16 protein-coding genes are annotated in these 22,081 nt (G+C 62.6%); 9 read left to right on the forward strand and 7 right to left on the reverse strand.

Translation table 11 applies throughout. The annotated features are described in order from the left end of the window. Window positions 1-35 precede the first annotated feature (35 nt). From treS to LIX93_RS03770, 3 genes are all read left to right on the forward strand, one after another. Complete coding sequence (gene treS / locus LIX93_RS03760) at window positions 36-2,099, forward strand: maltose alpha-D-glucosyltransferase (RefSeq protein ID WP_226502661.1); 2,064 nt, start codon at window positions 36-38, stop codon at window positions 2,097-2,099. A 172-nt stretch (window positions 2,100-2,271) separates the two neighbouring features. Further along, window positions 2,272-3,471: an HD-GYP domain-containing protein gene (locus tag LIX93_RS03765; RefSeq protein ID WP_226502662.1), complete on the forward strand. Its 1,200-nt coding sequence runs from the start codon at window positions 2,272-2,274 to the stop codon at window positions 3,469-3,471. 10 nt (window positions 3,472-3,481) lie between these two features. Beyond that, on the forward strand, window positions 3,482-5,041 hold the full coding sequence (locus LIX93_RS03770) for a glycosyltransferase family 39 protein (protein ID WP_226502663.1): 1,560 nt from the start codon (window positions 3,482-3,484) through the stop codon (window positions 5,039-5,041). A gap of 66 nt (window positions 5,042-5,107) precedes the next feature. Here the strand turns inward: LIX93_RS03770 and LIX93_RS03775 are convergent, their stop codons facing one another. The 6 genes from LIX93_RS03775 to LIX93_RS03800 form a co-directional block, all read right to left on the reverse strand. Further along, a complete protein-coding gene (locus LIX93_RS03775; protein ID WP_226502664.1) occupies window positions 5,108-6,430 on the reverse strand; it encodes an LLM class flavin-dependent oxidoreductase in 1,323 nt (440 codons plus the stop codon). Then, window positions 6,427-8,088, reverse strand: coding sequence for an ABC transporter ATP-binding protein (locus tag LIX93_RS03780; RefSeq protein ID WP_226502665.1), 1,662 nt, complete (start codon window positions 8,086-8,088; stop codon window positions 6,427-6,429). The genes LIX93_RS03775 and LIX93_RS03780 overlap by 4 nt, the downstream gene beginning before the upstream one ends. Beyond that, window positions 8,085-8,987: an ABC transporter permease gene (locus LIX93_RS03785; protein WP_226502666.1), complete on the reverse strand. Its 903-nt coding sequence runs from the start codon at window positions 8,985-8,987 to the stop codon at window positions 8,085-8,087. The genes LIX93_RS03780 and LIX93_RS03785 overlap by 4 nt, the downstream gene beginning before the upstream one ends. Before the next feature lie 3 nt (window positions 8,988-8,990). Further along, window positions 8,991-9,941 carry an ABC transporter permease gene (locus tag LIX93_RS03790; RefSeq protein WP_226502667.1) on the reverse strand — a complete coding sequence of 317 codons (951 nt, stop codon included), beginning with the start codon at window positions 9,939-9,941 and terminating at the stop codon, window positions 8,991-8,993. Further along, entirely contained in the window at window positions 9,938-11,533 is a 1,596-nt protein-coding gene (locus tag LIX93_RS03795) for an ABC transporter substrate-binding protein (RefSeq protein WP_226502856.1), read from the reverse strand. The genes LIX93_RS03790 and LIX93_RS03795 overlap by 4 nt, the downstream gene beginning before the upstream one ends. A 371-nt stretch (window positions 11,534-11,904) precedes the next feature. Beyond that, entirely contained in the window at window positions 11,905-13,065 is a 1,161-nt protein-coding gene (locus LIX93_RS03800; protein ID WP_226502668.1) for an acyl-CoA dehydrogenase family protein, read from the reverse strand. Window positions 13,066-13,313: 248 nt separating this feature from the next. On the opposite strand from LIX93_RS03800, the gene LIX93_RS03805 reads away from it, so the two are divergent. The 5 genes from LIX93_RS03805 to LIX93_RS03825 all read left to right on the forward strand — a co-directional run bounded on the left by LIX93_RS03805 (window position 13,314) and on the right by LIX93_RS03825 (window position 19,589). Further along, a complete protein-coding gene (locus tag LIX93_RS03805; protein ID WP_226502669.1) occupies window positions 13,314-14,273 on the forward strand; it encodes an ABC transporter substrate-binding protein in 960 nt (319 codons plus the stop codon). 300 nt (window positions 14,274-14,573) lie between these two features. Continuing rightward, window positions 14,574-15,251: a sorbitol dehydrogenase family protein gene (locus tag LIX93_RS03810; protein WP_226502670.1), complete on the forward strand. Its 678-nt coding sequence runs from the start codon at window positions 14,574-14,576 to the stop codon at window positions 15,249-15,251. Further along, window positions 15,248-16,900 (forward strand): GMC family oxidoreductase, encoded by a 1,653-nt coding sequence (locus tag LIX93_RS03815; protein WP_226502671.1) that lies wholly within the window; start codon window positions 15,248-15,250, stop codon window positions 16,898-16,900. Before LIX93_RS03810 ends, LIX93_RS03815 begins: the two co-directional genes overlap by 4 nt. Before the next feature lie 4 nt (window positions 16,901-16,904). After that, entirely contained in the window at window positions 16,905-18,383 is a 1,479-nt protein-coding gene (locus LIX93_RS03820) for a cytochrome c (RefSeq protein WP_226502672.1), read from the forward strand. Between the two features lie 183 nt (window positions 18,384-18,566). Continuing rightward, window positions 18,567-19,589: an aldo/keto reductase gene (locus LIX93_RS03825; protein WP_226502673.1), complete on the forward strand. Its 1,023-nt coding sequence runs from the start codon at window positions 18,567-18,569 to the stop codon at window positions 19,587-19,589. A 50-nt stretch (window positions 19,590-19,639) separates the two neighbouring features. Here the strand turns inward: LIX93_RS03825 and LIX93_RS03830 are convergent, their stop codons facing one another. Further along, a complete protein-coding gene (locus LIX93_RS03830) occupies window positions 19,640-20,692 on the reverse strand; it encodes a Gfo/Idh/MocA family oxidoreductase (protein WP_226502674.1) in 1,053 nt (350 codons plus the stop codon). A gap of 387 nt (window positions 20,693-21,079) precedes the next feature. Here LIX93_RS03830 and LIX93_RS03835 point away from each other — a divergent pair, with 387 nt between their 5' ends. Continuing rightward, window positions 21,080-21,829 carry an SDR family oxidoreductase gene (locus tag LIX93_RS03835; protein WP_226502675.1) on the forward strand — a complete coding sequence of 250 codons (750 nt, stop codon included), beginning with the start codon at window positions 21,080-21,082 and terminating at the stop codon, window positions 21,827-21,829. The last annotated feature ends 252 nt before the right edge of the window (window positions 21,830-22,081 follow it).

A 22,081-nucleotide genomic window follows, 5' to 3' on the forward strand; every position in this document is an offset into this window, starting at 1 on the left:
GGGACAGCAGCCACCCAGATGGACGAACTTGCCCCATGAGCAAACCGACACCGGAACACGTGCAATGGCTGGTCGACCAGTCGATGCTGCATGCCGCGCAACAGCGCGCCACCTTGTACTCAGGCCAGGCCCGACTGTGGCAACGGCCCTTCGCCCAGGCCCGACCGCGCGACGCCTCGGCTATCGCCTCGGTCTGGTTCACCGCCTATCCTGCCTCGATCATCACCCGCGAAGGCGGCTCGGTGCTCCAGGCGCTGGGCGATGAGGCGCTGTGGCACGCGCTCTCGGAGATCGGCATCCAGGGCATCCACAACGGGCCGCTGAAACGCTCCGGCGGCTTGCAAGGTACGAACTACACGCCAACGATCGACGGCAACTTCGACCGCATCAGCTTCGACATCGACCCGAGCCTGGGCACCGAGGCCGAACTCAGCGCGCTCAGCCGTATCGCCGCCGCCCACAACGCCGTGGTCATCGAAGACACGATCCCCTCGCACACTGGCAAGGGCGCGGACTTTCGCCTGGCGGAAATGGCCTACGGGCAGTATCCCGGCCTGTATCACATGGTCGAAATCAAGGAAGAAGACTGGCCACTGCTACCCGACGTGGCGGCCGGGCGCGATGCCTGCAATTTGACGCCCGACGTGGTCGACCAATTGCGCGACAGGCACTACATCGTCGGCCAGTTGCAACGGGTGATTTTCTTCGAGCCCGGAGTCAAGGAAACCGACTGGAGTACCACGCCAGTGGTGGTTGGCGTCGACGGTAAACCGCGGCGCTGGGTGTACCTGCACTATTTCAAGGAAGGCCAGCCGTCGCTCAACTGGCTCGACCCCAGCTTCGCCGCCCAGCAGATGATCATCGGCGACGCCCTGCATGCGATCGACGTGGTCGGCGCGCGGATTCTGCGCCTGGACGCCAACGGTTTTCTGGGCGTGGAACGCCGCCCCGAAGGTAACGCCTGGTCCGAGAGCCACCCGTTGTCGGTGGTCGGCAACCAGCTGCTTGGCGGTGCCATTCGCAAGGCCGGCGGTTTCAGCTTCCAGGAGCTGAACCTGACCATCGACGACATCGCCAGCATGTCCCATGGTGGTGCTGATCTGTCCTATGACTTCATCACGCGTCCGGCCTATCAACACGCGCTGCTCACCGGTAACACCGAGTTCCTGCGCCTGATGCTGCGCCAGACACACCAGTTTGGCATCGACCCGGCCTCGTTGATCCATGCCCTGCAGAATCACGACGAATTGACCCTCGAGCTGGTGCACTTCTGGACACTGCACGCCCACGACACCTACCTGTACCAAGGCCAGACCTTCCCCGGCAATATCCTGCGCGAGCACATTCGCGAGGAAATGTACGAACGCCTGGCCGGTGAACACGCGCCCTACAACCTCAAGTTCGTCACTAATGGCGTGTCGTGCACCACCGCCAGCATCATCACCGCAGCGCTGGGTATTCGTGAGCTCGATAGCTTGACCGCCGAGGATATCGCGCGCATCCAGCACATCCACTTGCTGCTGGCCATGTACAACGCCATGCAGCCCGGGGTGTTCGCGCTGTCTGGCTGGGACCTGGTGGGGGCGTTGCCACTGCCCGCCGAGCAGGTTGCGCACCTGATGGCCGATGGTGACACGCGCTGGATCCACCGGGGCGCCTACGACCTGGTCGACCTCGATCCGAGCGCCGAGATCTCGACCGGGCAGATGCCCAAGGCCCGCGCCCTGTATGGCAGCTTGCCAGACCAGTTGCAGCGTCCCGACTCGTTCGCTTCGCAGTTGAAGAAGATCCTCGCAGTGCGCCGCGCCTACGATATCGCCGCGAGCAAGCAGATCCTGATCCCCGACGTTCAGCATCCTGGGCTGCTGGTGATGGTGCATGAACTCCCGGCGGGCAAGGGCACCCAGATCACCGCACTGAATTTTTCGGCCGAGCCTTTGGTCGAGACGTTGCAATTGCCGGGTGTAGCACCGGGGCCGGTGGTCGATATCATTAATGAACGGGTTGAAGGCGATCTGACCGAGCAGGGCGAATTCACCATTACCCTGGACCCATATGAAGGCTTGGCACTGCGGGTGGTAAGTACTTCATTGCCTTGAGCCGATCGGGGAGTGACCGAAATATCAGGACCAGTCCATATTTCGGTCACAGCCCGGCCACCGGTCGCACAAACCGGGCTTTTAAGCGTAGATACACCTAATTTTGTTATCGAGGTTGGCGGGAATAGTGGCAAGATGGAATCGTGCGCGAGTAGCGTGGCGGGGCGGTTGAATGATCAAGAAAATTGCGACATCAGACTTGATTGTCGGCATGTACATCCATGCATTGTGCGGTAACTGGATTGACCACCCGTTCTGGAAGGAACGCTTTTTGTTAAGCGACCCCCAGGACATCGCGCGCATCAGGCAATCGGCAATCGAGGCGGTGATGATCGACACCGACAAAGGCCGCGATGTCACTGTGCAATCGTCCATCGAAGCACCTGCGCCCCTCGTGGAGACCGGCCCCGCGCCGCTCAAGCGCGTGTCCATGGACATGGAGATGTCCAAGGCATTCATCCTGTGCAATCGCGCCAAGGCAGCCGTCGCCAGCATGTTCAACGACGCGCGCATGGGACACGCCATCAATACCGAAGAATCCGAGGCGCTGGTCGAAGAGATCGCCAACTCGGTGATTCGCAATCCCCATGCGCTGATCAGCCTGTCCCGGCTCAAGAGCAGTGACGAATACACTTACATGCATTCGGTAGCGGTCTGCGCCTTGATGATGGCCCTGGCGCGCCAGATGGACCTGCCCCAGGACTGGGTGCGTGAAGCCGGCATTGCCGGCCTGATGCACGACATCGGCAAGATGACCATTGGCTCGGACATCCTCAACAAGCCCGGCCGTCTGACTGATCCCGAGTTCGCCGCCATGCGCCTGCACCCCGAGGGCGGCGTCAGGATCCTGCAGCAAGGCGGGGTGCAGCATGCCTCGGCGTACGACGTGTGCCTGCATCACCACGAAAAGTTCGATGGCAGCGGTTATCCGTTCGGGCTGCAAGGGGAGCAGATCAGCGTCTTGTCGCGGATGGCGGCGATCTGCGATGTGTATGACGCCATCACCTCTGAGCGGCCTTACAAGAAAGCCTGGGGCCCAGCGCACTCGATCCGCGAGATGGCCAGTTGGGGGGGGCATTTCGATGAACACGTCTTCCAGGCGTTCGTCCGCACAGTGGGCATTTATCCGATCGGCGCGCTGGTCCGTCTGCAAAGCCAGCGGATCGGGGTGGTCGTCGATCAGGACGACAAATCCCTGCTCAAACCCAAGGTAATGATGCTATTGTCCGCGCGCACGAAAATGCCGCTGGAGCGCAAGGTGGTCGACCTGTCGCGCTTTGGTGAGGAAGACAAGATCATCCGCATCGAATCGGCCAAGGACTGGAATCTTGGCGACATCGATGCCCTCTGGACGGGTCGACCGGGAAGCTGAATTGACTGCAATGAAATCTCTACCTCCGTCGCCGACCGTTGACCGGACGCGGCGCTCGCGCCTGGCTTTCATTCTCGCCATGGGCGCCGTACTGATCTTGGCCACGATAGTGCGCTTGCACGGTTTGACGGCGGTGGCCATCTGGTGCGACGAGGCTTCCAGCATCATCACCAGCCGCTACCCGCTGCCGGACCTGTGGTTCCACGCTGCCCACGATGTTCACCCGCCGTTCTATTACGTGCTGTTGCACCTGTGGATGGCGATGTTCGGCGAGGGACTGTTCTCGATCCGCCTGCTCAGTGCCATTCCCGGTATAGCCACCGTGCTGGTCGGGGCGCTGCTGGTGCGTCAGGTGGCGTCGCCGAAAACCGCACTGCTGGCCGGCCTGCTACTGGCGTTGTTCCCGTTTGCCGTGCGCTACAGCCAGGAAGTACGCATGTACTCGTGGCTCACCTTGCTGTTGCTCAGTGCCACCCTAGCGCTGATGCACTGGCTGCGCAACCCCGAGCGCAAGGGGTGGCTCGCCCTTTACGTGCTGTTGATGACAGCGAGTCTCTATACCCACTACTTCACGATCTTCTGCGCGCTGGTGCACTGGCTGCACGTCGGCGCGCTCAGCCTGCGGCACGAGGGCCAGCGCCCAGCGACGTATAGACCGCTAAGGCGAGCCCCCTGGTGGCTGGCCAATATCACCATTGCGCTGCTGTTCATGCCGTGGGTGCCCAAGCTGTACGATCAACTGACCCATCTGCCCCAGTTGGAAGCCGGCGGGGATGTGGGTTGGATTGCTCCGGTCACGTTGTGGTCGCTGGCCACATCGATGTGGGAGTTCTGGACCCTGAGCGACGGCCAGTCCATGCCCAGAGCGGTGTATTTCCTGCTGCCGTTGACGGTTATCGCCCTTGCCAGCGTGGTGGTCCGCACCGACCGCAGCCCCCAGCGCTCTGCGCGTTTCCTGGTGCTCTACACCTTTGCGCCCATGGTCGCGGTGTTGCTGTTGTCATTGATTTCGCCGCTGCTGGTCGAGCGTTATCTGATGTTCGCGGCCATTGGGCTGCCGATGCTGGTAGCGCTGGCCATCGCGCAGCTGTGGCGTAAATCCAGGCTGCTGGCGATGGCAGTACTGGTCGCCACGCTGGCCGTGGACAGGGTAGGGCTCAACGAGATCTATCGGATCGACGAGCCCCAGTTCGATCAATTGGTCGATTACGTCAACCAGCATTACCAGCCCGGCGATACCGTGGTGATAAGCGACCTGTTCTGGTACTTCACCTATGTCTACTACAACACCACACCGGTGGTGCCCCAACTGCTGACGTTGCCCAAGTCCGAAGGCGGCGCCGGCCGGCCCAATGCCTATGGCTTCGGCACCTTGGTGGATGCGCAGGGACCGCATATCTATGTCGATGAGCTGACCCAGCTGCCGCGCCAGGACCATCGTATCTGGCTGGTAGGCAGTGCGCAGCCACCGGACGACTTCTATGCGATTCCGGCCCAATGGCAATTGCTTGAGGATCGCAAGGTGGGTGATAACGAATTACGCCTGTATCAGGCGCATTGGGAGCGGTAAGTCCGGATCAGCCATGTGGGTCAATGGACGTATCACTCCCCTGGAGGTACAGGCGGCAAGTGTCAGTCAGGACACCCGATGCTGCGTATGCCGATTGACCGGCACCGCCAGGCCGAAGTTGTCCCGCAGGGTTTGGCCTGAGTACTCCTTGCGCCACAAACCACGTTTCTGCAGCACCGGCACGACCAGCTCGGTGAACCGCGCCAGCCCATCCGGCAGCAGCGAGCGGATGATGAAGCCATCGGCAGCGCCATTTTCGAACCAGTGCTGGATGGCATCGGCGACCTGCTCGGCGGTGCCGGTGAAATCACGGTTCGGTTGCGAGAAACGCAGCGCGACCTGGCGCAGTGTGAGGCTTTCTTCCTGCGCCAGGCGCTTGATCGCATCGCTGGTGCCTTTGTGGCTGTTACTGCCCAGCTCGCCGAGGTCAGGGAAAGGCGCGTCCAGGTCGTGGGGGCTGAAGTCGTAATCGTTGAAGGGACGGCCGAGGGCAACAATCGCGTCCTCGATGCTGACCAGCGCCACGGCCTGTTGGTAGCGGGATTCGGCGTCGGCGGCATCGCGGCCGACGATGGGGCGGATGCCAGGCAGCAGGAACAGCTGCTGCGGATCGCGACCGAAGCCTTGGGCGCGCGCCTTGAGGTCCTTGTAGTAGGCATGGGCCTCTTCGAAGGTCTCAGGGCTGGCGAAAATGGCATCGGCATTCTGCGCGGCGAAGTTACGCCCGTCTTCAGACACCCCAGCCTGGAAGATCAGCGGCTGGCCCTGACGCGAACGCGCAATGTTCAGTGGGCCCTTGACCTTGAAGAACTCGCCCTGGTGATTGAGGGTGTGCAGCTTGTCAGGGCTGAAGAACTCGCCGCTGGCCTTGTTGCGCACAAAGGCGTCGTCTTCCCACGAATCCCATAGGCCCTTGACCACCTGCACGTGCTCGCGGGCGATGCGATAGCGCTGCGCGTGGGGCGGATGCTCGGCCTTGCCGAAGTTGTCGGCGGTGCCGGAAAGCCACGAGGTCACCACATTCCAGCCGGCGCGACCGCCGCTGATGTGGTCCAGCGACGAGAGCTGCCGGGCCACCTGGAAGGGCTCGGTGTAGCTGACGGTAATGGTCGCCACCAGGCCGATGTGTTCCGTCACCGCCGCCAGCGCCGAAAGAATGGTCAGCGGCTCGAACCGATTGAGGTAATGCGGGCTGGACTTGGCGTGAATATGCAGGCTGTCGGCGATAAAGGCGAAGTCGAAGAAGGCGGCCTCTGCGGTTTGTGCCTCCTGCTTGTAGAACGCGAAATTGGTGCTGGCATCGGCCAGTGCATCGGGATGGCGCCATTCGCCCCAGCCGTGACCGACGCCGTGAATCATCGCGCCCAGGTGCAGTTGTCGTGTGCTCATGCGGGGACTCCTTGTTTGAGTGGGGTGGCGGCCTGCGGTGGGCGGCGCCCGGGGATCGCGTCCAGCAGTTCGCGGGTATAGGGGTGTTGCGGGGTGTCGAGCACCTCACTGGCAGCGCCGCGCTCGACCACCTGGCCCTGGCGCAACACCACTACCTGGTGAGCGAGGCTGGCGACCACGGCCAGGTCGTGGGACACCAGCACGTAGGCGATGCCCAGGTCGGCTTGCAGGCTGCGCAACAAGTCGAGGATTTGCGCTTGCACCGAGACGTCCAATGCCGAAACCGGCTCGTCGAGCAATAGCAGCTCGGGCTGCAGCGCCAGCGCACGGGCGATGGCGACCCGCTGGCGTTGACCGCCGGACAGCTCGCGGGGCAAGCGATCCAGGTAGCTGGCCGGTAACTGCACCTGATCCATCAATTTGCGTGCCGCCTGGTACAACGCCTCGCCTTTGACCAGTCCGAAGGACTGCAGCGGCTCGACCACGCTCTGGAAAATCGTGAAACGCGGATCCAGGGCGGCGAAGGGGTTCTGCTGCACCAGCTGCATGCGCTGGCGGACGGGCCGGAACTGCTTCCAGCTCAAGTCGGTGACGTCCTGGCCATCGAAGCGCACCCGGCCCGCGCTCGGCGCCTCGAGGCCCAGGGCGATACGCAGACTGGTGCTTTTGCCCGAGCCAGACTCGCCGACGATGGCCAGGGTTTGTCCGGGGAACACTTCCAGGCTGAGGCCTTGCAGCGCATTAAAGCTTTGCGCCTGGCCTTTACGGGCGGGCAACCGGTAGTGCTTGCTGATGTTCTCCAGGCTCAACAGCGGCTGGCGACTGGTGTTGCCGACCGGCACTGGGCGTGGCCGGTTGCCGAACGCCGGTGCGGCGGCCAGCAGTTCACGGGTATAGGGTTGACGCGGGTTGGAGAGCACCTGGCGGGCCGGCCCCTGCTCGACCAATTCACCGCTCTTCATCACCAACACGCGGTCGGCCCGATCGGCCGCCACGCCCAGGTCATGGGTAATGATCAACAACGAGATACCGCGGGCCTGTACCAGTTGCTCGAGGTGATCGAGGATGCGCCGCTGCACGGTCACGTCCAGCGCACTGGTGGGCTCGTCGGCGATGATCACTTGCGGGTTGCCGGCCAGCGCGATAGCGATCAACACCCGCTGGCGCATGCCCCCCGACAATTCGTGCGGATACTGCCGCGCGCGCAGCTCGGGGTTGTCCAGGCCCACCTGTTCAAGCAGTTGCAGCACGTCGGCGTCCAGCGCCGGATAACGGCGGCCGTGGGCCTGGATCAGGCTCTCGCCAATCTGCCGGCCGATGCTCAGGGTCGGGTTAAGGCTGACCATCGGGTCCTGGGGCACCAGCCCGATTACCCGGCCGCGCAACTGGCGCTTGAGCTTGTCGTTGGCATGGCTGATATCGTGCCCGGCGACGCGCAAGCTGCCGCCATCGACGCGCGCGCTTGCCGGCAGCAGGCCCATCAGCGCGCTGGCCAGGGTGGTCTTGCCCGAACCGGACTCGCCGACGATGGCCAGGGTTTCGCCGGCCACCAAGTTGAAGGACAGGTTGCGCACCGCGGCAGTCACGCGCCCGCCGCTGTGGTAGCTGACGCTGAGGTTGTCGACGTCGATCAAAGGGTGTGTCGTCGAGGTGCTCATCGTTCCAGCTCCTCGAAAGTACGGGCGATGTGGTTGAGGCTGAACACCACCAGCACCACATACAACCCGGGCAACAACGACACCCAGGGCGCGGTGATCAGGAACTGCCGGCCGTTGGCGATCAGAGTGCCCCATTCGGCCGCCGGTGGTTCGGCGCCGAAGCCGAGGAAACTCAAGCCGGCAGTCGCGAGGATGGCCGCGCCGAAGTCCAGGGTGGCGAGCACCGCCACTGGGCCCCAGGCGTTGGGCAGTACGTGCCGCAGCAGCGTGCGCCCCCAGCTGGCCCCGCCCAGGCGCGCGGCCTCGACGTAGGGCAGGGTCTTGACCCGCAGCACTTCAGCGCGGGTGGTACGGGCGAAACCGGGGATGATGCCCACGCCGACCGCAATCGCCACCGGCAGCGTACCGAAACCGATGGCCGTTACGATCGCCAGCGCCAGCAGCAGGCCGGGGAGGGCCAGCATGACGTCGATGAAGCGCATGATCACCGCATCCACCCGCCCGCCGATAAAGCCCGACACGATACCCAGGCCCAGGCCGCTGATCAGCGCCAGGCCGACCGCCAGTAGCGCGGCCTCCACCGACAGCCGCGAGCCATACAGCACGCGGGTGTAGAGATCCCTGCCCAGTTCATCGGTACCGAACCAATGAGCAGCGCCAGGCGCCAACAGCTTGGCGGCGGGCGCAGTGGCGTAGGGATCGAGGCCGCTGAACAACCACGGCATCAGCCCTGCCAACAGGGTAAAGGCGATGAGCACTGCGGCCAGCACGAAGCCCGGACGGCGAAGCAGGGGCGCGGCTACATCAAGCAGGCGCTGCCAACGACGGCGCGGCTGCCACAGCGCTGACTCGGCAGGTTGGGTGTGGGCACGGCTGGATAATTGATCGAAGGCGGTCATGGTTCAAGTCACCTTGGGGGCGTGAGTGATACGCGGGTCGAGCACCGGATACAGCAGGTCGACCAGCAGATTGACCAGTACGAAGGCTGCGGCGGACACCGTCACGATCCCCAGTACCACCGGAATGTCCTGACGCATCACGGCTTCCTGGACCAGACGGCCGACACCGTTGCGAGCGAAGATGGTTTCGACCAGTACGGCGCCGGACACCGTGTTGCCGACCTGCAGGCCGATAAGGGTCAGCAGTGGCAATGCAGCGTTGCGCAGGCCGTGGCGTGCCTGCACTTGCGCGCGGCTCAGGCCTTTGGCGTAGGCGGTGACGATGTAGGGTTCACGCCACACATCGGCGAAGCCGCGCTGCAGCACTTGCGCATACACCGCGGCGCTGGGAATCGCCAGAGTCACGGCGGGGAGGACCAGGCTCGAAAAGCCGATGCTGCCCGTGGACGGGAACCAGCCCAGGCCGAAGGCGAATACCTGGATCAGCAACAAGCCCATCCAGAACACCGGCACCGAAAAGCCCAAGGCCGGCAAGCGGGCAAGCGCGGTTTTCAACGGCTGCCAGCGCACATAGGCGGCCAGGTAGGCTAGGCCGATACCACCGAGCAACGACAGGAGGATCGCGAAGCCGGCCAGCGACAGCGTCTGCGGCAGGCGTTCGGCGAGGATCGAGGTCACCGGCCGATTGAGCGTCAGCGATTGCCCCAGATCGCCGTGTAACACGCCCCAGAGCAAGTGCACATAGCGCTGGATCAATCCTTGGTCGAGGCCGTAATAGGCGCGAGCCTTGGCCAACTGCTCGGGCGACAGAGAGTCGACCTCCATCCCGGACGCACTGAGCATGATCGACAACGGATCGCCGGGCAGCAGGTACAGGATGAAATAGGTGACCGTATAGGCGCCCCACAGCACCAGCCCGGCTTGGGCGATCCGACCGAGCAGGTAGCGCTTCATGGCTTGATCTCGATGTCGTTGAGGAACGCGAAGCCCTCGGCGCTCCAGTGGAAGTTCTGCACCCGCTTGGCGGTGGCAGCCTGCCAGACGCGTTCGTAGACCGGAATCGCCGAGCCTTGGTCGATCAACAGATCCTGCAAGCCGTCATAGGCCTGGGCACGTTGTTCGGAGGTGGTCGCGGTGAGGCCGGCGTCGAACAATGCGGTCGCCTGGCTGAGGATCGCCGGTGGGTAGATGTTGGTGGCCACGGTTGCGCTGTAGGCGCTGCGTGGGTCGAGGATGGTTTGCAGGATGATTGGATCGGCGCGGGTCATGTAGGTGGACGTCAGGTCGTAGTTGCCTGAGGCGTTGGCCGCCGCCCATTCGGCTTTGGTCTGCACGCGCAGCTTGAGGTCGACGCCGATCTTGCGCAGCTGGTCCTGGATCAGCACGTCGCCTGGGGTCTCCTTGATGGCCAGGTTGTCGACCAGGGTCAAACGCTTGCCATCCTTGGCGCGGTAGCCGTCGGCACCTTTGAGCCAGCCGGCCTTGTCGAGCAGTTGTTCGGCGCCTTGCGGGTCGTAGCCGAGTTTGGCGCCTTGACTGCGGAAATACGGGGTGCTGACGTCGAACACGCCATCGACCACCGGGAAGTCCTGGCTGTACACGGTGCTGGCGTAGGTCTTGCGGTCGATGGCCTTGAGCAGCGCCAGGCGCACGTTGATGTCCGCCAGAATGCGCGTGCCGCTGGTGTTGGGGTACAGATTGAGCGCCGGGCCGGGCAGCGAACGGCTCTGGATGGTCGCGCCCTTGCTCTGGAACAACTTGAGATCGACCTCCGAAAACGGATCGCGCGGCCACAGAATGTCCACTTGGCCCTGTACGAACTGGCCGTTGCGTACGCTTTCTTCCGGTACATAGGTGACATCGACCGCGGCCAGGTGCGCTTCGCCCTGGTTCTGCACGTTGGCAGACGCCCAGGCGTAGCCTTTGCGCCGGGTCAGGCGCAGACCGGATTCGGGGGTGTAGTGGTCGAGGACGAACGGGCCAGTGCCGATGATCGCACCCAGCGAGCGCTCCTTGGCCGTCTTGCGATAGGACTCCGGGGCCAGGATCGCCAGGTTGGTGGTCGAGGTCGCCTGCAGGAATCCGGCGTTGGGCTTTGCCAGCACCAGCTTGACGGTCAGCGGATCAATCACTTCAGCGTGGTCATAACCGGCCAGATAGGTGGCGCCAAAGGCGCTGGGCAGGGCGGCTGCGAAGGCTTTGTCGGTATCGAAGGCGGTTTTTACCGCTTGGGCATCGAAGGCTTCACCGTTACTGAACGTCACGCCCTTGCGCAGGTGGAAGGTGTATTCGCGCGCATCAGCGCTGATATCCCAGCGCTCGGCGAGCCAAGGAATGATCTTGCCCGTTTGCGGGTCCTGGTCGGTCAATGATTCGGCAATGTTGCGCAGTACGACGCGGTGCTCGAGCCAATAGACCTGAAAGGGATCGAGGCTCACCAACTGGGTGTTGTCCGAGAAGAAGGCGATCTTCAAGGTACTGGCAGCCTGCGCATCGGCCTGCGAGGGCGAGCAGCCAGGCAAGGCCGCGGCACCCGCCAGCAGCATGGCCAGAGCCAGTGCAGTGCGGGGCGCGGTGGGGCAGGCCAGGGAACGGTGCAGGAAGGGGATGAGCATAGCGAGCGTAGTCCATCGCGTCTGACGCTGGCCCGTGGAAGGGGTGCAGGTTCGATAGCGTTAAAGTGGGTTTGTAGGCGTGACGCGGTCGTCTGCGCTCGATGATATTTGCATAAAAGATGTCAGTGAAATTCTATTTAGAAATATGCATATTATTCTCTGTTCGCATCTATAGCCGACAAAACATGCAATTAACTGATTTCTAAACCCTCTGTGGCGAGAGGCTTGCTCCCGACCGTCGGTGCCTTCGCACCGACCAGGTCTTGATGCCTGTTTTCGGCACCGCACGCGCAGTACCTGCGCTACTGGGTAAAAGCGCTGCGCCCCGCGGCAGCCAGCACCACATCGTCCTGCGGGGTATGCACCCGGCTACACAAGACATTGCGAAAGTGCCGTTCCAGCGGGTTTTTTCGCGACAGGCCAGGGTTGCCTGCGGCCTCGATGGCCAATTCCACCGCCTTGATCGCGTTGGTACTGACCAGTTGCTTGAGCTGGCCCGCGTGCCCCGAATCCATATGCCCGGCAGCGGCGCTGTCGAGCAAGTGGCGGTTGGTAAACAGCAGGGTATCGATACGCCCGACCACTTCCTGGAAGCGTGGCAGCGTCGACAGCGGCTTGCCGAGGTTGGTCGGCACCCGTTCTTGCAGGAACGACACCAGCCAGTCCCGGGCCGCATGGGCGACTGCGTCGTACAGGCTGCCCAGCAGCACCGACATCCACAGCAAGCCCTCGCCATCGAGGACCGCCTGCGGCGCACTGGCCGGATTGACTGACACCGCGTGATCGAGCGGCAGGAGTACCTCGTCGAACTCGACGCGGTGGCTGCAAGTGGCGCGCATGCCCAGGTGATCCCATTCGTCGATGATGCGTACGCCCGGGCTGTCTTTGTGCACCAGAAAACCACCCACCAGCGGATCGGCATCATCACTGCGCGCCCACACCAGGTACCAGGTCAAGCCATGGCTGCCAGTGCAATATTGTTTGCTGCCACTCAGGCGCCAGCCCTCGGTGGTGCGCCGCGCAATGGTGGCCGGCAAACCGCCTCGGGCAGGGGTACCGAGATCCGGCTCGACGCGGAACGCGTTGACCAGCGCGCCGTTCTCCACAGCATCGCGGCCCAGGCGCTGGCGCAGTGGCGCGGGCCAGCGCTGGTCATCCTGCAAACGCAGATGCTGCAGGTATTGCATGACCAGGATCAGCGCCGTCGAAGGCTCACCTTTGGCCACGGCAGCAATCACCTTGCGCGCTGTCGGCAAGTCGCTGCCCCTACCGCCCAAGGCTTTGGGCACGGTAAGGCTTAACAGGCCATGGCTGTGCAACAGGGCAAAGTTGGCGGCGGGGAACGTCCCCAGTCGATCCTGCTCGGCGGCAGTGGCGGCGAGTGTCTCGGTAACCGATGCCAGCACGGCATCCAGGTCCAGTGATTGTGGCGCGGGGCTGAACAGGGCGGCGGAAAGGGTCATCGGGCACGTCTCCATGGGGCCAATCGGTAACAAGCGTTCACCGGCTCGTCCGTAAGGGTAGGGGCCATGACCCTATGCCTACCGGTGGGTCCGTGTGAAATGCTTTATGGATCTAAGCTAATGATCATATTTTGCATATTAGGATATGAATAAAATGCATTTCACCGATGTGTTAATTCCATTTACAGTATAAAAAACCAGATTAAGACGATTTAGTTCTAATTTCACTTCCTTGTAAGGACCTGCACATGCCTCCCTTTATACGATTCCTGGCGCTTGGCGCCGCTCTGCTGGTGGCTGACCAGGCCGCGGCGGCTGATCGGGTCGAACTGCGCATCGGCGACCAGAAAGGCAATATGCGCGCGCAACTCGAAGCCGCCGATGCATTGCGCGACTTACCCTATGACATTCGTTGGTCCGAGTTCCCTGCGGCGGCGCCACTGGCCGAAGCGCTGAATGCCGGCGCCGTGGACGCGGGCATCATCGGCGACGCGCCGCTGCTCTTCGCTCTGGCCGCCGGGGCGCAGGTCAAGGCGATCGCGGTGGACAAATCCGACGGCTACGGCACCGCCGTGCTGGTCGCGCCGGACTCACCACTCAAATCCGCGGCCGATCTCAAGGGCAAGCGCATCGCCACCGGACGCGGCTCGATCGGCCACTTCGTCGCCCTCAAGGCGCTCGCCAGCGTCGGCTTGAGTGAAAAGGACGTGGACTTCCGTTTCCTCGGCCCGGTGGACGCGAAGATGGCCCTGGCCAATGGCTCGGTGGACGCCTGGGCGACCTGGGAACCCTATACCGCGCTGTCGGAGCTGACCAAACAGGGCAGGGTGCTGGTCAATGGCAGCCAGCTGACCACCGGCAACAGCTTCCTGGCGGCGACCGACACGGCGCTGGCCGATCAAGCCAAGCGTGCCGCCTTGCAGGATTATCTGGCCAGGGTGGCAAAGGCGCAGGTATGGGCGTATGCAAACCTCGACAGCTATTCGCGCAGCCTGGCGAAGATCATCGGTTTCCCGGAAGACGCCGCGCGCTTGCAGTTCGAGCGACGCAAACTGCACTGGGAGAGCCTGGATGCCCACACCATCGACCAACAGCAGGAAACGGCGGATTTCTACCAGGCGCATGGGTTGATCAACAAACCGCTTGATGCGAAATCAACCTTTGGCCAAGGGTTCAGCATCCCTACTGGCAACACTGCGGCAAAATAACCCTGAGAAAACCCTTTGGCGAGGCAGCTCGCCCCTGATGAGGGTCAGGCAGATAAGCGGTGTTGCTTGGTAGCAATCGGAAGCGAGCCGTCTCATCCCAGTGAACGACGCGCGATTAGTTTATTTTGTGCAACAGTGTTTTGCGAAGATGTAACAAGATTTGTCTTGATTAGGCTGGTTGTTTCATACGACCCTACGCGGCAATTCGCCACACTGGGCTGCTGCCAGGAAACCTGGGCAGTGCAGGGCGGACATCAACCTGTCGGGATCCTCCCCCGGCAGGTTTTTTTAAGACTCAGTATGAAACCGGTTTCAGTGCCTTTGATCCTGCCGATAGAGCAGGGCGGCGTGCTGTTCAAAGCCCTTGACGAGATGAACATGAAACACACTCCCCCTCTGACGTGCGAACAGGCGACCAGCGCTCCGGCTGGCGCGTGGGCCGCGCCGATGCATCGCCGTACCGTGTTGCTGGGCATGACGGCCAGTGCGCTGAGCCTTGGCCTCGCCAGCCTGGCGGTCCCCGGGCTGAGCTTCGCCGCACAAGCGCCCGGCCTGAACGCCTCGCGTTTCCTCCAGGCTTCGCAAGTGTTGACCGGCTATGACAACCTCGATGCGCTGACCGCCCAGCGCATCAGCGCCGCCATGATCGCCCAACAGCCGGCGATGGCTGCGCAACTGACCGCCCTGGCTGATCTGGTGCAGGTCCCGGCCAACGTTTTCAATGCCGAGGCCTTGCTGGCCGCCGCCAAACAGGCTGGCGTCGGCGATGCCGCTTTGGCCGTGGTCGCCGCCTGGTTCAAAGGCACCGTGGGCCATGGCCAGACCGCTCAGTTGGTGGCCTACAAGGAAGCACTCATGTATCGCCCGGTGAGCGACGGTTTGATCGTGCCGACCTATTGCGGCAACGGCCCACTGTGGTGGACCGCACCGATTCCAGATGCCAGTGCACCTGCCGCCGGACCGAGGACTGCCGTATGAAAGCGCCCGTATTTGCAGAGAACGGCGATGTCAGCGCCGACGTCATCGTGGTCGGTTCCGGCGTAGCCGGCGCCTTGATCGCCAATCAGTTGGTCAGCGAAGGCTACTCGGTAGTCATCCTCGAAGCGGGCTTGCGCATTCAGCGCGCCCAGGCCGTCGAGAACTGGCGCAACATGCCGTTCGATAACCGCATCGGTTCGGACTTCCAGGGGCTGTACCCGCAGGCCGAACACGCGCCAGCGCCGCTGTATTTCCCGAAAAACAACTACGTGGGCCTCGACGGCCCGAGCGGCAGCAGCTTCCAGCAGGGTTACCTGCGCACCTTGGGCGGCACCACCTGGCACTGGGCGGCCTCGTGCTGGCGCCATCTGCCGGTGGACATGCGCATGCAGTCCGAATACGGCGTAGGCCGCGACTGGCCGATCAGCTATGACGAGCTCGAACCCTATTACTGCCGCGCCGAAGAAGCCATGGGCGTCGCCGGCCCAAGCGACCCGCAGATGCAATCGCCGCCTGAGCGCAGCAAGCCGTACCCCATGGACATGGTGCCTTGGGCCTATGGCGACAAGCGTTTTGCCGAAGTGGTCAACGCCCACGGCTACAAGCACATCCCGATCCCTCAAGGGCGCAGCACGCGGCCGTGGAAAGGCCGTCCGACCTGCTGTGGCAACAACAACTGCCAGCCAATCTGCCCGATCGGTGCGATGTACAACGCCATCCACACCATCGAGGAAGCCGAGCGCCATGGCGCTGTGTGCATCACCGAAGCGGTGGTCTACAAGGTCGATACCGATGCGGCCAACCGCGTCAGCGCCGTGCACTGGCTACGCCCCGATGGCTCCTCGCGCAAAGCGACCGGCAAGGTCTTCGCTTTGGCCTGCAACGCGCTGGAAACCCCGCGCCTGCTGCTCATCGCGGCTAACGAGCAGAACCCCAATGGTATTGCCAACTCGTCCGACCAGGTCGGGCGCAACATGATGGATCACTCGGGTTTCCACTGCTCGTTCATCGCCAACGAGCCGCTGTGGATCGGCCGCGGCCCGGCCCAGAGCAGCTGCATCGTCGGCCCGCGCGACGGCGATTTCCGCGGCCAGTACTCGGCCAACAAGATGATCCTCAACAACATCACCCAGGTCGGCAAGGCTACCGAGCAGGCTCTGGCCATGGGCCTGGTGGGCCAGGCCCTCGAAGCCGAAATCCGCCGCCGCGCCAGCCACGGCGTCGACCTGTCGATCAGCCTCGAGCCACTGCCGGACCCGAACAACCGCCTGACCCTGAGCAAGACCCGCAAGGACCCGCACGGCCTGCCGTGCCCAGACATCTTCTACGACGTTGGTGACTACGTGCGCAAAGGCGCCGAAGCCGCGCACAAGCAACTGGAGCACATCGGCCAGCTGTTTGGCGCTACCGAGTTTGTCATCACCACCAGCCTCAACGCCAACAACCACATCATGGGCGGCACCATCATGGGCAGTAACCCCAAGGATTCGGTGGTCGATGGCGATTGCCGTGCCCACGACCACGCCAATCTATGGTTGCCCGGTGGCGGCGCGATGGCGTCGGCCAGCGTGGTCAACACCACCCTGACCATGGCCGCCCTGGCGATCAAGGCAGCCGACTCCATGAGTCAGGCCCTGGCGCGAGGATAAGTCGATGATCACCAGACATTTACGTGCTGCATCTCTCCAGGCAGCGCTAGGCCTGACGCTGCTCGGTGCAGGCTTGAGCCTGCCGGCCTACGCCCTGGAGTCCGTACCCGATGCCGCGACGACCCCGGTCGCGGCGGCGCCGACCCTGGAAGAGCAGGGCAGGCGCCTGGCAGTGGCCGGCGACTGCATGGCCTGCCATACCGTCCCCGACAGCGACAAACCCTTCGCCGGTGGTTATGCGATCAACTCGCCTTTTGGCGCGATCTACTCCACCAACATCACGCCGTCGAAAACCGCCGGCATTGGCAACTACACCGAGCAACAGTTCGCCGCCGCCGTGCGCGATGGCGTTCGCGCTGACGGCAGCCGCCTGTACCCGGCCATGCCGTACACCTCGTACGTACACCTGACCGATCAGGACGTCGCCGCGCTGTATGCGTACTTCATGCATGCGGTCAAACCGGTGGATGTGCCTGCGCAGGTCACGGCGCTGAACTTCCCGTTCAACCTGCGTTTCTCGATGGTCGGCTGGAACCTGTTGTTTCTCGACAGCCGTGACACGTCCAGGACGGCGGCCAGTGTGGCGGCCAGCGACGCGCAGTTGCAGCGCGGCGAATACCTGACCAACACCCTGGAGCACTGTGGCGCCTGCCACACGCCGCGCGATCCCTTGATGGCCGAGATCAAGAGCAAGGCCCTCACCGGTGGCATGGTCGGCCCCTGGTACGCGCCCAACATCACCTCTGATCCGGTCAGCGGTATCGGCGCCTGGAGCGATGACGAACTGATCGAATACCTGGGCACCGGCCGCGCCAAAGGCAAGAACCAGGCAGCTGGCGGCATGGCGGAAGCGGTGCAGAATAGCTTGCAGTTCCTGCCGCGCGAGGACCTGGCCGCTATCGTCGCCTACCTCAAGAGCACCAAACCGGTGAGGGAGCCGGGGGCCACAATCGCGGCGTTCAGCTACACCGGCAATGGCAACAGCCTGGCTGAAAGCACGCTGCGCGGTGTCGGCAAATACAACGAGCACGACAGCCTGCACAGCGGCGAGGCGCTCTACAGCGGCCTGTGCGCCAGCTGCCACCAGCCGTCAGGCAAGGGCAGTGCCAATCAGGCCTATCCCTCGTTGCTGAACAACACGGCCACCGGCCTGAGCACGCCCGCCAACTTGATCTCGGCGATCCTGTACGGGGTCGATCGGCTGGACGGCGAGCATCATGTGCTGATGCCACGTTTTGACGGCACGTCCTATGTTCAGCCGTTGAACGACCAGCAAGTCGCTGACGTTGCCAACTTCGTGTTGCAGCACTACGGCAACGGTGCGGTCAGCGTGTCGGCCAAGGACGTGGCAGTCGCCCGTAATGGCGGTGAAGCGCCGTTGCTGGCGGTGGTCCAGCCGTACATCCTGCCAGCCATAGTGGTGGGCATCGTCGTGGTGATCGGCCTGCTTGCGCTGTGGCTGCGCCGCCGCAAACCCCACTGATATCCCGCCCTCTAGCGAGGCGGCTTGCCCCGACAGGCCTGACGGGCTTCATACCCGTCAGGCCTAGCTTCACCCCCTCAGATCGCGTCACATCGCAACATATCGATAGAACATTTTCGTCGGTGTGCCTTGGGGCTTTTTCCGGTACTAATAGCGGCCACACCCGACCCCACAGGAGTGGCTATGAGCACCCTCGAGTACCGCAACCTTGGCCGCAACGGCATCAAGGTTTCGCCTATTACCCTCGGCACCATGATGTTCGGCAGCCAGACCCCTGAAGACGTTGCCAAGCGCATCACCGACAAGGCTTTCGCCCAGGGCATCAATTTTATCGACACCGCCAACGGCTACAACGGCGGTGCCAGCGAAGAAGTGGTCGGCCGCCTGATCGCCGACCGACGCTCCCAGTGGGTGCTGGCGACCAAATTCGTCAACCCCAATCCTGGCGGCAGTGGCCCCAACAACAAAGGCGCTTCGCGCAACAACGTGATCCAGTCGGTGGACGCCAGCCTCAAGCGTCTGAATACCGACTACATCGACCTGTTCTATCTGCACCGCGAAGACAACGACACCCCCGTGGAAGAAACCCTGCGCGCGCTGTCGGACCTGATTCGCGCCGGCAAGATTCGCACCTACGGACTGTCCAATCACCGCGCCTGGAAGCTCGCCGAGTTCAGCCGTACCGCTGACCTGCTCGGCATCGAACGGCCATCGGCGTCCCAGCCGCTGTACAACCTCGCCAATCGCCAGATCGAGTCCGAGCACCTGCCGGCCGCCGAGTACTACGGCATTGGTGTGGTGCCTTACAGCCCGTTGGCTCGCGGCGTATTGACGGCCAAGTACGATCCATCCCAACCGCCGTCCCCAGAGTCCCGCGCCGGTCGCAGCGACCCCCGTCTGCAGCAGACCGAGTGGCGCCCGGAGTCGTTGAATATCGCTCAGCGGGTCAAGCAACACGCCGAGGCCCGTGGCATCACGCCGGGGCAGTTCGCCCTTGCCTGGGTGCTCAACAACGCCTTGGTCACCTCGGCGATCGCCGGACCACGTACCGAGGCGCAGTGGGACGATTACGTGCCGACGCTGGACTATGTGTTCACGGCTGAAGACGAAGCCTTCATTGACGATCTGGTGGTTACCGGGCACTCGTCGACCCCTGGGTATAACGACCCCAGCCACCTGTTCGTAGGGCGCAAGCCGCGGCGCTGAACCTGTAGCACCGCGATTTTCAAGGCCTGTTACGGGCCTTGAAAATCCTGCTACTGCGCTTCGATTTCGATCACGCGCCCGCTCTTCGCGGCCTCGGCGATGGCCTCGGTCACTCGCAGATTGGCCAGCCCATCCTGCACGCTCACCAGAGGCTCGACCTCACCACGCACGACCGCTCCAAAATGCTCCATCTGGTGCACGAGCGGGTCCTGCCGGATCATGCCCACCACACCGACTTCAAAGGGTTTCCACCATGAGCGATCTTGCGCGCTAGGGTAGGTTTTCAGGCGCATGGTGGGGACCGACAGACTGCCGTTGGTGCCTGCGATCACATAACAGTCCTCATCGTCGTAGCTCGCATAGGCCTTGTTCTCTTGAGAGCTCTGCTCCCAACTGCGCGGCGAGGCGGCGCTGTCCGAGAGCATGAAGCTGCCCAGCGCGCCGCTGGCGAAGCGCAGGTTGATCGCCACCGTGTCCTCGACCTGGAAGTTACGCACGGCATTGGACGCAAACGCCTGCACAGCGACCACCTCACCCGCAAGCATTCGCAGATTGTGGACCTCGTGGATCATGTTCAGCAGTATCGGCCCCGCGCCTGGCTGGCTGCGCCACGGAGCAGCGCTGAAATACTGATCGGGCTTGAAGAACACCGCGCTGCCCATCACCGATACCAGGCGCCCCAAAGCGCCGCTGTGCACGACCTCGCAAGCCTTGGCCATGATCGGACTGTGGGCACGGTGATGGCCGATCAAGATGCGGGCGTTGTGTTCCTCGGCCTGGCGGGCGAGGGCGCGACCTTCGGCAACGGTCGATGCCACGGGCTTTTCCAGCAGCATCGGCAGCCCTGCAGCCATGCACAAGAGCGCGTGGGGCACATGAAACTGATTAGGCGTGGCAAGCACCACGCCGTCCGGGCGGTCCTTGTCGAGCAACTCCTCCAGGGATTTATAGAGCGGCACACCGGCTTTGGCGGCCAGGGCCGGAGCCTGCGGGGAGGGGTCGACTACCGCCGACAGCTCGCAGGTAGAGCTTTGCAGCAGGACATCAATGTGGGCCTGGCCGATATAGCCAGCACCGGCGATGGCAATGCGGGTCTTGGTCATGGCTGTGGATACTCGGTGATGGGTATCGGAGATGAGCGGGTCATAAGGTTAGCCTCTGTTGTAGTTGTTCAGGCTGTGTGAACGACTGAAATTATATAACTCAACTAAATAGACATTTAGTTGAGTTATATAATTATCGTATATCAAGCGGGGCGAGGGCGGTCATGCGCCGCTCATTGACTCGCTCGACGGTACGCATGTGACAGATGATACAAAACCGCGGCTTCCATTTCCCGCCGATCACCGCCAAGGCCGCATAGAGCCCGCAATTACAGGGAGTGTTAGCCATTATGATGCTCGCAGAGGGGTACTTACCTAAAGGTGCATACTATTCAAATAGAATGCACAGCTCTACAGTTGGTTCTCAACTTTCTACGGGAAACGCTCATGAGCAGGCTCAACGGTAAAATCGCAGTGATCACCGGTGGCAACAGCGGCATCGGCCTTGCCAGCGCCATACGCTTTGCGGCAGAAGGCGCACGCGTGGTGATCATCGGTCGCCGCCAGGATGAATTGGACAAAGCCTTGGTGCTGATCGGCGCTGACGCAGTCGCGATCCAGGGCGACATCTCCAACCTGAAAGATCTGGACCGGATCTTCACAGACATCAAAGCTACCCAAGGCAGGATCGACGTTTTGTTCGCTAACGCCGGGCTGGGAGAGTTTCAGCCGCTCGGATCGATCACCGAAGCATCATTTGACCTCACGTTTGGCATCAACGTGAAAGGCACGCTGTTCACTGTGCAAAAAGCATTGCCACTGATGGGCGATGGCGGCTCGATAATCCTCACCGGGTCGACGACGGGCACTATGGGCACGCCGGCGTTCAGCGTGTACAGCGCCACCAAGGCCGCGTTGCGTAACTTTGCCAGGAGCTGGGCGCTTGATCTGAAAGGCACCGGTATTCGCGTCAATGTGCTTTCACCTGGACCGATCTCGACCCCGGGCCTTGACCTCGCGCTTTCAAGCCTGGGCCAAACGGACGTGCTTATCGAGGGCATGGCCACGCAGGTGCCACTGGGACGTATTGGCCAACCGGAAGAAGTCGCGGCGGCGGCGTTGTTCCTGGCGTCGGATGAGAGCAGCTTCATGACCGGCAGTGAGATGTTCGTTGATGGAGGGGCTGCTCAGGTTTGAGGGCCGTCTTTGGGTCAGGGGTTGTGTGGGTTGAAATGTGGCTGAGACTGCCCCTGACTTGAGGTAGTGAGACTACGCATAATGTATATTATGTTAAATCGCGTATTTGGGTGTGGGCTGTGGTGCTGTTGTCACCAGTGAGTAAAAACCGTGGTTTGCCTCGAATTACCAGAATCCAACCAAATCAACGAGTTCCTCGCCCTACCTCCTGTGCCTTCGAGATTTTCCTTGGCTCTCGTCAGCGATTCCTCA

It is taken from the genome of Pseudomonas sp. MWU16-30317 (genome assembly GCF_020515695.1).
Lineage (GTDB): Bacteria > Pseudomonadota > Gammaproteobacteria > Pseudomonadales > Pseudomonadaceae > Aquipseudomonas.

Bases quoted from the DNA above. Each gene is read 5' to 3' on its own strand.
- treS (WP_226502661.1), top strand. From the start codon at position 36: ATGAGCAAACCGACACCGGAACACGTGCAATGGCTGGTCGACCAGTCG.
- LIX93_RS03765 (WP_226502662.1), top strand. From the start codon at position 2,272: ATGATCAAGAAAATTGCGACATCAGACTTGATTGTCGGCATGTACATC.
- LIX93_RS03770 (WP_226502663.1), top strand. From the start codon at position 3,482: ATGAAATCTCTACCTCCGTCGCCGACCGTTGACCGGACGCGGCGCTCG.
- LIX93_RS03775 (WP_226502664.1), bottom strand. From the start codon at position 6,430: ATGAGCACACGACAACTGCACCTGGGCGCGATGATTCACGGCGTCGGT.
- LIX93_RS03780 (WP_226502665.1), bottom strand. From the start codon at position 8,088: ATGAGCACCTCGACGACACACCCTTTGATCGACGTCGACAACCTCAGC.
- LIX93_RS03785 (WP_226502666.1), bottom strand. From the start codon at position 8,987: ATGACCGCCTTCGATCAATTATCCAGCCGTGCCCACACCCAACCTGCC.
- LIX93_RS03790 (WP_226502667.1), bottom strand. From the start codon at position 9,941: ATGAAGCGCTACCTGCTCGGTCGGATCGCCCAAGCCGGGCTGGTGCTG.
- LIX93_RS03795 (WP_226502856.1), bottom strand. From the start codon at position 11,533: ATGCTGCTGGCGGGTGCCGCGGCCTTGCCTGGCTGCTCGCCCTCGCAG.
- LIX93_RS03800 (WP_226502668.1), bottom strand. From the start codon at position 13,065: ATGACCCTTTCCGCCGCCCTGTTCAGCCCCGCGCCACAATCACTGGAC.
- LIX93_RS03805 (WP_226502669.1), top strand. From the start codon at position 13,314: ATGCCTCCCTTTATACGATTCCTGGCGCTTGGCGCCGCTCTGCTGGTG.
- LIX93_RS03810 (WP_226502670.1), top strand. From the start codon at position 14,574: ATGAAACCGGTTTCAGTGCCTTTGATCCTGCCGATAGAGCAGGGCGGC.
- LIX93_RS03815 (WP_226502671.1), top strand. From the start codon at position 15,248: ATGAAAGCGCCCGTATTTGCAGAGAACGGCGATGTCAGCGCCGACGTC.
- LIX93_RS03820 (WP_226502672.1), top strand. From the start codon at position 16,905: ATGATCACCAGACATTTACGTGCTGCATCTCTCCAGGCAGCGCTAGGC.
- LIX93_RS03825 (WP_226502673.1), top strand. From the start codon at position 18,567: ATGAGCACCCTCGAGTACCGCAACCTTGGCCGCAACGGCATCAAGGTT.
- LIX93_RS03830 (WP_226502674.1), bottom strand. From the start codon at position 20,692: ATGACCAAGACCCGCATTGCCATCGCCGGTGCTGGCTATATCGGCCAG.
- LIX93_RS03835 (WP_226502675.1), top strand. From the start codon at position 21,080: ATGAGCAGGCTCAACGGTAAAATCGCAGTGATCACCGGTGGCAACAGC.